10 protein-coding genes are annotated in these 12685 nt (G+C 60.4%); 3 read left to right on the forward strand and 7 right to left on the reverse strand.

The window, feature by feature from the left end:
- Positions 1–20 precede the first annotated feature (20 nt).
- Positions 21–1904 (forward strand): AsmA-like C-terminal region-containing protein, encoded by a 1884-nt coding sequence (locus ASG19_RS03545; RefSeq protein WP_062453766.1) that lies wholly within the window; start codon positions 21–23, stop codon positions 1902–1904.
- Between the two features lie 16 nt (positions 1905–1920).
- Here the strand turns inward: ASG19_RS03545 and ASG19_RS03550 are convergent, their stop codons facing one another.
- The 7 genes from ASG19_RS03550 to ASG19_RS03575 all read right to left on the reverse strand — a co-directional run bounded on the left by ASG19_RS03550 (position 1921) and on the right by ASG19_RS03575 (position 9731).
- Positions 1921–2739 (reverse strand): ABC transporter permease, encoded by an 819-nt coding sequence (locus ASG19_RS03550; protein ID WP_062453767.1) that lies wholly within the window; start codon positions 2737–2739, stop codon positions 1921–1923.
- Between the two features lies 1 nt (position 2740).
- Positions 2741–3652, reverse strand: coding sequence for an ABC transporter permease subunit (locus tag ASG19_RS03555; RefSeq protein ID WP_062453768.1), 912 nt, complete (start codon positions 3650–3652; stop codon positions 2741–2743).
- An 11-nt stretch (positions 3653–3663) separates the two neighbouring features.
- Complete coding sequence (locus ASG19_RS03560; RefSeq protein WP_062453769.1) at positions 3664–4821, reverse strand: ABC transporter ATP-binding protein; 1158 nt, start codon at positions 4819–4821, stop codon at positions 3664–3666.
- A gap of 76 nt (positions 4822–4897) precedes the next feature.
- Complete coding sequence (locus ASG19_RS03565; protein WP_082471837.1) at positions 4898–5995, reverse strand: polyamine ABC transporter substrate-binding protein; 1098 nt, start codon at positions 5993–5995, stop codon at positions 4898–4900.
- A 257-nt stretch (positions 5996–6252) separates the two neighbouring features.
- The gene (locus tag ASG19_RS03570; protein ID WP_244476074.1) at positions 6253–7974 is read right to left on the reverse strand and encodes a methyl-accepting chemotaxis protein; all 1722 of its coding nucleotides are present in this window, start codon (positions 7972–7974) and stop codon (positions 6253–6255) included.
- Between the two features lie 296 nt (positions 7975–8270).
- Positions 8271–8405, reverse strand: coding sequence for a hypothetical protein (locus ASG19_RS24595; protein WP_256413687.1), 135 nt, complete (start codon positions 8403–8405; stop codon positions 8271–8273).
- Between the two features lie 144 nt (positions 8406–8549).
- Complete coding sequence (locus tag ASG19_RS03575; RefSeq protein ID WP_082476175.1) at positions 8550–9731, reverse strand: NAD(P)/FAD-dependent oxidoreductase; 1182 nt, start codon at positions 9729–9731, stop codon at positions 8550–8552.
- A 184-nt stretch (positions 9732–9915) separates the two neighbouring features.
- Between ASG19_RS03575 and ASG19_RS03580 the strand changes: the two genes are divergently transcribed.
- Positions 9916–11355 (forward strand): glutamine synthetase family protein, encoded by a 1440-nt coding sequence (locus ASG19_RS03580; protein WP_062453771.1) that lies wholly within the window; start codon positions 9916–9918, stop codon positions 11353–11355.
- A 13-nt stretch (positions 11356–11368) separates the two neighbouring features.
- The gene (locus ASG19_RS03585) at positions 11369–12658 is read left to right on the forward strand and encodes an FAD-binding oxidoreductase (RefSeq protein WP_082476176.1); all 1290 of its coding nucleotides are present in this window, start codon (positions 11369–11371) and stop codon (positions 12656–12658) included.
- The last annotated feature ends 27 nt before the right edge of the window (positions 12659–12685 follow it).

The following is a 12685-nucleotide window of genomic DNA, read 5'->3' on the forward strand; positions in this document are numbered from 1 at the left end:
TTCCTATATTCGCGTGAGCCATGCCCAACGAGACAGACGGAAAGCTGCGCAGGACCTTCGGACGCCCCTTAGGGACGCGGACGCGCATCGCCTTGATCGTTCTGGTCTCGCTGCTGAGCCTCTTCGTCGCCTTCCAGCTCGCGGCACCCTTCCTTGTTTCGACCGTGCTGGTACGGGAACGGATGGAGCGCGCCGTCGAGGAATGGATCGGCCACGACGTGTCGATCGGCGGACAGCCGTCGCTTGCCTTCTGGCCGGAGCCGCGCATCACATTCTCCGATGTAATGGTTCGCAACATCGATCATGGCAAGAAAGGCATGCTTGGCAGCGTCCGTGAACTGTCGGCGTCGTTCGATCTTCTGGGCGCGCTGGTGGGACAGCCGGAATTCAAGGATTTCCACCTCAAGGACCCGCAGCTTTTCGTGCTGCGCAAACCGGATGGGCGACTGGACTGGACCAATGACGGATTGCTCAGCCGCGCCGTTCGTGCTGTCAAAAGCGATGGCACCGGTCAGTTGCTGGACAATGCGAATGATGCGCCGATCGGCGATGTCCTGATCGAGAACGGCACGCTTCAGATTACCAACGAAGAGGATGGCCGCATCGTCCGGGTCGACCGGATCGACAGCGAGATCGACTGGTCCTACCTTTCACGCAGCGCGAGCTTCAAGGGCCAGGCAACGATTGCCGGCCGCAGGGTCACGGCCGATATCACATCGCGCCAGCCTCTGCTTCTGTTTTCGGGCCGCAGCAGTAGCACTTCGGGCTCGATCCAGTCGGACCTGTTCAACGCCAAGTTCAGCGGCGTCGTCAACCTCGCGAGCCACGGCTTTTTGTCCGGAGATGCCGAATTTGCAACGGCGGATGGCGCCAAAGCCATGCAGTGGATGGGGTTCGATCTGCCAGGCACGGAAAAGCTGAAGCAGCTCTCCGTGAAGGCGCGGCTGATCACCAACGATACGGCGATGCGGTTCGAAAGCCTGTCGCTCGGTATCGACGACATCACGGCAAGCGGCATTCTGGACCTGACCATGCCGGCGGATGCTCCCCCGCGGCTGACGGGGACGCTCGCCCTCAACACCCGCGACGTGTTGCCGATGCTGGCCGAGATCGCGCCGCGACTTCTCGACAAAAGCGATCCCGCCGCAAGACTGCGCGACCGGCTCGAGCTGGATTTGAGGCTTTCCGCACAAAGCGTGGAGATCGGCCCCTTCCAGCTCAGCGAAGTTGCCGTCGGCATCATGAATATCGGTGACCAGTCACGGATCGATATTCTCGACAGCGATTTCGAAAACGGACGACTGACCGGCCGCATCGCGACGATCAAGGACGGCGAGACCGGCGGCGTTGCCATAAGGCTCTCCGTGCAGGACGCCGACTTCGCCAGCGTGATCAGCCGGCTTGGCCTGACGGCCCCGCTACCCGGCGCCTCGGGCTCGCTCGAACTGGCGCTGGACGTGGCGCGACCGGTGACGGCGGAAACGCTGCGCAACGCCAAAGGATCTCTGCGCTTTCGTGCCGGCAGCGGAACTCTGCCCGGTGTGGACATGGCAGGCATAAGACGGCTGGCGACCCAAAAACCCTATTTCACGCTGAGCGAAGCAGGGACAGGAGCTTACGAATTCCAGAGTGTCGATATTAACGTCACCGTCGCCGATGGTTTAGCCGATATCCGCAACGGGCTGATCGTTGGAACCAACGAGCGTATTACGCTCAACGGCATCGTGCCCTATGCCAATAACAGCCTCGCGCTTTCTGCCGGTGTGCTCACAGATTCCAGCGGGACAACCAGCGGGGACGCTGCCGCTGGCCGCCCGGATGCCACCCACTTTTTTATTGGGGGATCCTGGCAGAACCCGGTAATCTGGCCGGTCGCAAAGCCCACGCCGAAGATCACCGAATAACACACGCCCTGACGGTTCAGCTCCCGGTCCGCAGCGCCATATGCTCGTCGCGGATACGCCGGACCTCGGCGCGCTTGGTGCCGATCGAGGTGGCGATGACGCCGAGTGTCACCAGCGCGATCAGGATCGTGCAGATTGCGTTGATTTCCGGCGTCACACCGAGCCTCACCTGCGAATAGATCTTGATTGGCAGCGTGGTGGCACCTGGCCCGGTGTTGAAGCTTGCGATCACAAGGTCGTCCAACGACAGGGTGAAGGCGAGCATCCAGCCGGAGATGACGGCGGGCAGGATCAGCGGCAGGGTGATCTGGAAGAACGTCTTGACCGGCGGGCAGCCGAGATCGAGCGCTGCCTCTTCCAGACTGCGATCGAAGGTCAGTAGCCGCGACTGAACGACGATCGCCACGTAGCACATGGTGAAGGTCGTGTGGGCGATGATGACGGTCCAGAACCCGCGATCGACGCCGATCGCCACGAACAGAAGAAGCAGCGACAGGCCGGTGATGACCTCCGGCATGACCAGCGGCGCATAGATCATGCCGGAAAACAGCATTTTTCCAGGAAACTTCTGGTAGCGGACCAGCGTCAGCGCTGCCAGCGTGCCGAGGATGGTACCGAACGTGGCGCTCAACAGACCGACGCGGGCCGTGACCCAGGCGGCATCCATAAGTCCCTGGTTCGACCACATCGAGACGTACCAGTTGAGCGAGAAGCCGCCCCAGACCGTGACGAGCCGCGAGGCGTTGAACGAGTAGACGACCAGAATGATAATGGGGATGTAGAGGAAGGCGAAGCCAAGCGTCAGGACGGTGGCATCAAGGCGGTTCTTTGTCATCTCACGCCACCTTCTTCTGCTGGTTCTGGAAGATGGCGATCGGCACGACCAGCATCAGGAGCAAGACCACTGCTACGGCCGAGGCAAGCGGCCAGTCGCGGTTGCTGAAGAACTCCGTCCACAGCGTCTTGCCGATCATCAGCGTATCGGCGCCGCCGAGCAGATCCGGGATGACGAATTCGCCTGTGATCGGGATGAAGCAGATCATCGAGCCTGCGATGACGCCCGGCAGCGACAGCGGGAAGGTGATTTTCCAGAACGCCTTCCACGGCGGGCAGCCGAGATCGTTGGCGGCTTCCAGCAGAGTATTGTCCATCTTTTCGAGCGCCGCATAGAGCGGCAGGACCATGAAGGGCAGATAAGAATAGACGATGCCGATAAAGACGGCCGTGTCGGTTCGGAAGATCTCCACCTGTTCGTCAGGTCCCATCAACCCGATCGTCTGCAAGGCGAGCGTCAGCAACCCGTCCGGCTTCAGGATGCCGATCCAGGCATAGACGCGGATCAGGAACGAGGTCCAGAACGGCAGGATGACCAGCATCAGCAGGATCGGCCGGATGGAATTGGGTGCGCGCGCCATGGCAAGCGCCATCGGATAGCCGATGAGGAGAAGCAAGAACGTCGAGATCGCGGCGATCCGCAGCGACGACATATAGGCCTGGAAGTAAAGCGGGTCCTCGGTCAGGAACAGGTAGTTCTCGATGTCGAGTTCGGAGACGAAATCGCTGATGGCGGCCCAGCCGCCGAACACCGGCGTATAAGGCGGCATGGCAATAGCCGTGTCCGACAGCGAGATCTTGAAGATGATCAGGAAGGGCGCGACGAAGAACAGCAGCAGCCAGAGATAGGGCACTGCGACGACCAGCCAGCGGGCCGGGTTGGCATGCGGATTGTCGGCTGTCGTATCGGCCATGATCGCGCTCCCTATCGTGTCAGCACAAGGCCGGCATCGCGTGACCAGGTCAGCCACACCATGTCGCCGAAGGTGATCGGCCGATCGACCAGGCGCGAGACGTTGGCCTGCGCGGCGCGGACGATACGGCCATCCTCCATCTTCACGAGAAATACCGAGAAGTCGCCGAGATAGCCGATGTCCCAGACTTCGCCATAGGCCGCATTGAGGGACGTATCAGCGGGCTGTTCCTGAGAAATGCGCACCTTTTCCGGGCGGACCGCGTAGGCGACGTGATCTCCCTTGACGGCCTGGCATTCCTGTTCCGCGGCAACGCTCAGACCGTCGCTGTCGATCCGCACCAGACCGGGGGCGCCGAGCGCGCTATCGGTTTGCGTCACCGTGCCTTCGAGGATGTTGATATCGCCGATGAAGTCCGCCACGTAGCGGCTGTTCGGGGCCTCGTAGATTTCGGCAGGCGTTGCCACCTGCATGATGATGCCCTTGTCCATGACCGCGATACGGTCGGACACGGTCATCGCCTCTTCCTGGTCGTGGGTGACAATCAGGAAGGTGAGCCCCAGCGTCTGCTGGATATCCATCAGTTCGAACTGGGTTTCCTCGCGCAGCTTCTTGTCGAGCGCGCCGAGCGGTTCGTCGAGCAGCAGGACCTTCGGGCGCTTTGCAAGCGACCTTGCCAGCGCCACGCGCTGGCGCTGGCCGCCGGAAAGCTGTGCCGGCTTGCGCTTGGCGAACTGCTCCAGCTTGACCAGCTTCAGCATTTCCTCGACGCGGGTATCGATCTCGCCCTTGGCCAAATTGTCCTGCTTGAGGCCGAAGGCGATGTTCTTTTCGACCGACATATGGGGGAAGAGCGCGTAGGACTGAAACATCATGTTGGTCGGGCGCTTGTAGGGCGGAACACCGGAAATGTCCTTGCCCTGCAAAAGGATGCGGCCTTCCGTCGGCTCCTCGAAGCCTGCCAGCATCCGCATCAGCGTCGTCTTTCCGCAGCCGGACGGCCCGAGCAGCGAGAAGAATTCCCTCTCGTAGATATCGAGCGTCAGATTATCGACGGCGGTGAAATTGCCGAAGCGCTTGGTGATGTTTTCAAAGCGGATGAAGGGCACCGAAGCCGGATCGGTCCACGGAGAGAATTTTCGTTTTACCGGTCCGAGTGTCTTTGCCATCGCCTGCCCCGCCTGCCCTAAAGAAATATTGCCAGAAACAGATCGGGGCAGGTTTTGCCTGCCCCGAAGCCGATGGTTACTTGCCGGTCTTGATCTGGGTCCAGAGCCGGTTCAGCACGCGCTGTTCCTTGGGCCCGTAAGGCGAGATCGTGAAGAGCTTCTTGGTGACCTCTTCGGTCGGGTAGACCGCCGGGTTTTCAAGGACTTCCTTGTCGATGAACTTCTGCGAGGCCAGGTTGCCGTTGGCATACTGAACGTAGTTCGATGCCTTGGCGATCACTTCGGGCTTCATCAAGTAATTGATGAATTCATGCGCTTCGGCCACGTTCTTTGCATCGGCCGGGATCGCAAGGTTGTCGAACCACATATAGGTTCCTTCCTTGGGGATCGAGAACTCGATGTTGACGCCGTTCTTGGCTTCCTCGGCGCGGGTCTTTGCCTGCAGAATGTCGCCCGACCAGCCGATGGTGATGCAGATGTCGCCGTTGGCGAGATCATCGATATAGGACGAGGAGTTGAACGTCTTTGCCGAGGAGCGGATGTCGGAATAGACCTTGCCGCCCGCTTCGAGATCCTTCGTTTCCTTGCTGTCGGGATCCTTGCCGACATAGTTCATGCCGATCGCGAAGGTCTCGTCGGATGCATCGAGGATGTTGACGCCGCAGGACTTGAGCTTTGCAGCATTTTCAGGCTTGAACAGCACGTCCCAGCTGTCGAGGGGCGTATCGCCGAGTGCCTTCTTGACCTTATCGACATTGTAGCCGATGCCGGTCGTGCCCCACATGTAGTTGACGGCGTATTCGTTGCCGGGATCGTATTTGGCAAGACGCGCCGAGATTTCCGGCCACAGGTTGGAAAGGTTGGGGATCTTGGACTTGTCGAGCTTCTGGAAGACGCCGGCCTGGATCTGGCGGGCGAGGAACGGGGCGGTCGGCACCACGACGTCGTAACCGGAGCCGCCGGCAAGCAGCTTGGTTTCCAGGATATCGTTGCTGTCAAAGACGTCGTAGACAACCTTGATGCCGGTTTCCTTGGTGAAGTCCTGCAGGATCGATTCATCGATGTAGTCGGACCAGTTGTAGACATGCACAGTGCGTTCCTGGGCGGAAACACCAGACACGCTGAAAGCGGTCGCAGCCAAAGCGGCGGCTATGCTGAGCAAATGGGCTTTCATCAATTCTCTCCTGTTGCAGCACCTGCAGCCACCGCCCCTGCGCGGCAGGACGGTTCGCGCGAATTTCCCTATAATTTTGAGGAGAGTAGAAAGGAATTCCCCAGGCCACAAGGGGGAATGTGCAATGCAGCAGCGGTTACCGGAAATCGACGCCGCCCGAACCCATGCCCTTGTGCCAAGCCGAAATCGCAACCGGCTCATCGTTCACAAAAAAGGGCGGCCCGAAAGCCGCCCCTTGTCATTTCATCTTCCCGCGCTCAGGCTGCCCGGCTATCCTGACGGGCCATTGATCTCTGGCTGTCGATCTTGAACTGCTGGACGAGGCCGAGCAGCATATCCGCCTCTTCAGCAAGACGACGGCTCGCCTCGCTGGTTTCGCCCACCATGGCACCGTTCTGCTGGGTCATCTGATCCATCTTGTTGACGGAGCTATTGATGTCCTGAAGCGCTGCGGCCTGGTCGCGGCTGGCAGTGGCGATCGTATCGACATGCTTGCTGATGATGGTGATGTCGCTGCTGATCGTGGCCAGCACTTCGCCCGCTTCCTGCACCAGCGTCGATCCGGAATGGACCTCGTGGCTGGACTGGTCGATCAGGCCCTTAATTTCCTTGGCCGCATCGGCGGAGCGCTGGGCCAGTTCACGGACTTCCTGGGCGACGACCGCAAAGCCCTTGCCGGCATCCCCTGCCCGCGCGGCTTCGATGCCGGCGTTCAAGGCGAGAAGGTTGGTCTGGAAGGCGATGTCGTCGATGACGTCGATGATCAGTTCGATCTTCTTGGACGCTTCCTCGATCTTGCCCATCGCTTCGACGGCATTGCGGACCACGGTGCCGGAACTGTCGGCGCTCTTCTTGGTCTGCGTCACGGCGTCATTGGCTTCGCGTGCGCGTTCGGCGGAGGAGCGTACGGTAACGGTGATCTCGTCCACGGCGGCTGCCGTCTCTTCGAGCGAAGCGGCCTGGCTTTCGGTGCGGCGTGACAGGTCCGTCGACGAGTGGCTGAGATCGGAGCTGCTCTTCTGGATCGAGAGCGTGCTGGCCCGGATATGCGTCATCGTTTCACGCAGCCGCAGGATCGAATTGTTGAAATCGGTCCGCAGGCCTTCAAGACGACCGGAGAACGGCGTGTCGATCGATGCGGACAGATCGCCCTGGGACAGACGCGACAAGGCCGATCCAAGCTGCGTGACGGCGTGCTCGATCTGGGCGTCGACATGCTGCTTTTCGGTATCGTTGCGATGGCGATCCGCTTCCGCTTCGGCACGCTCTGCGGCGCTGCGGCTTTCGATCAGCTGCTTTTCGCGGTCCTTATCGCGGAAAACCTCAAGGGCTCTGGCAATGTTGCCGAATTCGTTCGGCAGCTGGAGATAGGGGATCGCACTCTTGTTATCGCCCTGCGCAATGGCGCGGACGCTGCCGGTCAGCACGCCGAGCGGGCGCACGAGGGCCCGGATGGCGAAAAAGCTGAAGAAGCCGAGCACCAGAAGCGCGATCGCCGACGTGCCAATGAGGATATAAGCAGACGACGCGATATGGGCGAAATAGACTTCCATCGGAACACCGATGAAGAGGACGCCGGTGACTGCACCTGCGGCATTGGTGATCGGGAAATACCCGGTCATGTAGTCCTTGCCGAACAGAACCGCGTTTCCGAAATAGGATTCGCTCTTGCCGAGCTTCGGCTGCGCCGGATGTTCGGGAGCAAGCTTCGTGCCGATGGCGCGCTCACCCTTTTCCGTCTTCACGTTGGTGGAGATGCGGACGTAGTCTGCGCCCTGCTTTTCAAAGATCGTTGCAACGCCGCCGATGGCAGCAGCGGCACGGTCGACCACGTCATGGCCTTTCAGAGCGCCTTCGCCCTGGAGAACCTTGTTGACGACTTCGTCGCGGATCTCGGTCCTCGCACCGGGCAGTTCCAGCTCATAAAGAAGCCCCAGCGTGCGCATCGCCTTATAGGCATCGGCACGTGCACTCGACATGACGTCGTTCCGAAGATTGACATAGGCAAGCCCGGAAAGAGTAGCCGCTGCCACGGAAACGAGAAAAAGGCAGAGGAGAACAATCCGGGATACAACGGATGAGGGGAGAAGCTTCTTGGTCAAAACAGGGCTCTTTCCAAAATGTGAGAGACACTGTTGTTTTTGACGGAGATATCTGAAGATTAGATAAATAGGAAATTGACGTAACTCAAGCGACCGACGTAGATCCAGAGCTACACCGATGCCGTTACTCGTTCACACATTCCTTGCCACAGCAAGGCTGCGGGGAGACTACGTCAGAAGTAGAAAGGAACCGAAAGAAGAGCAACAGTTGCTCCAATCGCCATCGCCAGAAATCTTACGCGGATCAACTTTGCGTTATCCTGGGTCTTGGCAATAGCAATTGCACGGGCGCTGCGGGTCTTCTGCATAGGTATCCGACTCCACGATCTTGGTGATGGCCGCCGGAAGCCGGCGGGTACGCAGCCTATAGACCAAACAAATGGGCTGGCATTAAGGCAGCATCCTCCAGGCATATTAACAACACCTGAATCGAGCACAACTGGCATTTCTACCTAGAGGCTGTCTCCACAAGCATAGCCGGAAGACCAGGCCCACTGGAAGTTATAGCCGCCAAGCCAGCCTGTAACGTCGACGCACTCGCCGATGAAATACAAGCCTGGCACGGCCTTGGCCTGCATCGTTTTGGAATCCAGTGCGGAAGTATCGATACCACCCAGCGTGACCTCGGCCGTGCGATATCCTTCCGAACCGGCGGGGCGGATCTTCCAGTCCTGGATCGATGCTGCAAGCCCTGTCAGCATCTTGTCGGAGAGATCCGCGAGATTGCCGGTGACGCCCCGGTTTTCGACGAAGTATTGGGCAAGACGCTTGGGCAGTATTTCGCCAAGCGCCGTCTGCGCCGCCTGTCTGCCGTTCGTCTTGCGGGCCGCCTTCAGTGCATCGCTGATTGAGGCATCCGGTTCTATCGACAGCGTGATGTCGTCACCTTCCCGCCAATAGGAGGAAATCTGCAGGATCGACGGGCCACTGAGGCCGCGATGGGTAAACAGCATGGCCTCGCGAAATCCCGTCCGGCCATGGCGCACTTCTGCAGGAACCGCGATCCCGGACAGCGGCGACAGTTTTTCGAGTGTGTTCTGGTCGAAGGTCAGCGGCACGAGGCCGGGGCGCGTCTCGACCAGCTTGAGCCCGAACTGCGCAGCAATCTCGTAGGCGAAGCCCGTGGCGCCCATTTTCGGGATGGACTTGCCGCCCGTCGCCACCACCAGCGACCCGGCTTCGAACTGGCCGGCAGAGGTGGCCAGCCGATATCCGTCGGGCGATTTTTCGATGCCGTCGATCGCCGTCTGAAGCTTCAGGGACACTTTCGCGGCCGACATTTCCGCCAGCAGCATCGCGATGATGTCCTTGGCGCTGTTGTCGCAGAACAGTTGGCCGAGCGTCTTTTCATGCCAGGGAATCCGATGCCGTTCCACCAAGTCGAGGAAATCGCGGGCAGTGTAGCGGGCAAGTGCCGATTTGACGAAATGCGCGTTGCCGGAGAGGTAATGCTGGGGGGCCGCACCGATATTGGTAAAGTTGCAGCGGCCGCCGCCCGAGATGCGGATCTTTTCGCCGGGCGCCTTGGCGTGATCAAGCACCAGCACCGAGCGACCACGCTGGCCGGCGCGGATGGCGCACATCATGCCGGCGGCACCGGCGCCCAACACGATCACATCGAATTTCTGTGCCAATGGTCATCCTCTCGTCATCGACTTGCTGTTTTCGATTGGAGCCTCCAAGTCAAGATGGCGGGGGCACAATAGCGAATTCAGCCTGCTCCTCGCCAAGAAGTCAGCGCGCTCTCAGCCAAAGAGTGTTCCCAAACATCATTCCATGGCTATGATGGGGCTCCGATCAACATGACCCCGGTGTGTTATGCCGCGCAAGAAATCATCCCCTGTCCTGGCAACCGGAACCGTGGCGAAAGCCGCGACAGCCCAGCCGACACTGACTTCGCTTCGCGGCGTTGCAGATTGGCGCGAGGCAGCCGCTTGGCTTCGGGCACGCGGGATCGAAGACATCGAATGCATCACGCCCGATCTAGCCGGCGTGCCGCGCGGCAAGATGATGCCCTCGTCGAAGTTTACCTCCAACACCTCGCTGGCGCTGCCTTCGGCGCTCTATCGCCATACCATCTCCGGCGAGTATCCAGACGAGACGGCAAACTTCCGCTATGAGCCGCGCGACAGCGACCTCAAGCTGATGCCGGACCTTTCGACGCTTGCCGTCGTTCCCTGGGAAAGCGACCCGACGGCGCAGGTCATCTGCGACATCGTCGATACCGACGGCCAGGCGGTGTCCTATACGCCGCGCAACGTCCTGAAGAACATCGTCAAACTCTACAACGACCGCGGCTGGAAGCCGGTCGTGGCGCCGGAGATCGAGTTCTATCTGGTCGCCAAGAATGACGACCCGGATTATCCCCTGCATCCGCCGAAGGGCCGCTCCGGCCGCTCGATCCTGGGCGGACAGAGCTATTCGATCGCCGGCATCAACGAGTTCGACGAACTGATCGACGACATCTACCATTTCTCCGAAAAGCAGGGCCTCGAGATCGATACGCTGATCCACGAGGAAGGCCCGGCGCAGCTGGAAATCAATCTTCGCCATGGCGATCCGGTGGAACTGGCCGACCAGGTCTTCATGTTCAAGCGCACCATTCGCGAGGCGGCGCTGAAACACGGCATCTATGCAACCTTCATGGCAAAGCCGATGCAGGGCCAGGCGGGATCTGCGATGCATATCCACCAGTCGGTGGTGGAAATCGAGACCGGCAAGAACGTCTTCTCCAACGCCGACGGTTCGGCATCGGAGGAATTCTTCCACTTTATCGGCGGTATGCAGGCCTTCATCCCGAAGGCGCTGGTGATGATGGCGCCTTACGTGAATTCCTACCGGCGCCTGACGCCGGATATGGCGGCACCCGTCAACTCCGCCTGGGGTTACGACAACCGCACCACGGCCTTTCGCGTCCCGGTTTCGGACGCGAACTCGCGGCGTGTCGAGAACCGGTTGCCGAGCTCCGATGCAAATCCGTATCTTGCGCTTGCTGCCTCTCTCGGCTGCGGCCTGCTCGGCATCAAAAACAGGCTCGACCCGACACCGCCGACGGAAGATTCCGCCAATGAAGGCGAGATCGATCTGCCGCGCGACCTTCTGAAGGCCGTCTCGCTGCTCGAGGACGAGCCGGCGCTTGCGGAAGTGTTCAGCAAGGAATTCATCGGCCTTTATGCCGGCGTGAAGCGTGGGGAGTTCGAGACGTTCATGCAGGTGATCAGCCCTTGGGAACGGGAATTCCTGCTCCTCAACGTGTGAGGGAAAAGGTATCTTGGACAATTGGCAGAGCCCCATCGCCTCGGGCATTTCTTGGTATCAGGCAAGCGTTGGCGACCGGGCGACCTACCCTCCCCTCGACGGCTCGAAGAGCGTTGACGTTGCCATCATCGGCGGCGGCTATACCGGGCTCCAGGCCGCCTACACGCTGGCGAAAGCCGGCACGTCGGTGGTGCTGATCGAGGCCGCGCATTTTGGCGATGGCGCATCGGGACGCAATGGCGGACAGTTGGGCACCGGCCAGCGCTCATGGCCGGAAGAGATCGAGGAAAAGCTGGGTTTCGAGCGCTCGAAAGCGCTGTTCGACATGGCCGAGGGCGCCAAGCGCTATCTGATGGATTTCGCGTCCGCCCACGGCATCGACATGGAATACGTGCCGGGACAGCTGAACGTTGCCCACAAGCGGGGATACGAACGCTACTACCAGGCCAATGCCGCAATCGCGGCCGAGCGCTACGGCTATGCGCATGTTACGTTCATGGGCGCGGAGGAAACCGCCGAGCGGGTCGGCACGACCGACTACCATTGCGGCGTGCGCGACATGGGAACCGGCCATATCCATCCGCTGAAGCTCCTGATCGGACTGGCACGGGTGGCGCATGACGCAGGCGCTGCGATCCACGAGGGAACGCCGGCAACCAGGATCACGCAGTCCGGCGGCAAGACGCTGATCGAGACGCCACGCGGCACGATTTCGGCCGCTCGGGTGCTGCTTGCCACCAACGCCTATATCGGCAATCTCGAACCGGTGACCGGCGCGCATATCATGCCGATCGGATCCTTTATCGCGGCAACCGAACCGCTCGACGAGTTTCCGCAGGTCATTCCCGGTGGCGAGGCCGTCTGCGACAGCCGTTTCGTGGTGCGCTACTTCCGCAAGTCGCTGGACAACCGGCTGTTGTTCGGTGGCCGCGAGGTCTACACGTCGAGCAATCCGAAGGACACGGCAGAGGCCATCCGCCGCCAGATCGTCGATACCTATCCGGCGCTGAAGGATGTCCAGATCACCCATGCCTGGGGCGGCAATGTCGGGATTACCCTGCCGCGACATCCGTTCGTTCGCGAGGTGATGCCGGGCGTCACATCGATCGGCGGCTATTCCGGTCATGGCGTGATGCTGTCGAATTATTGCGGCAAACTTTACGCCGATATGGTCCTGGGAAATCGCACCGAGCTCGATTATCTGCGGGACCTCGACATACCGTCCTTCCCCGGCGGGCGGCGCATGCGAAGCCCTCTTCTGTTCCTCGCGCTGACTTGGTTTGCGCTCAGAGACAGGATGTGAGACGCCTCCCCTACCGCCCAGTTGCGA

The organism is Rhizobium sp. Leaf306 (genome assembly GCF_001423425.1).
Taxonomy (GTDB): Bacteria; Pseudomonadota; Alphaproteobacteria; order Rhizobiales; family Rhizobiaceae; genus Neorhizobium; species Neorhizobium soli.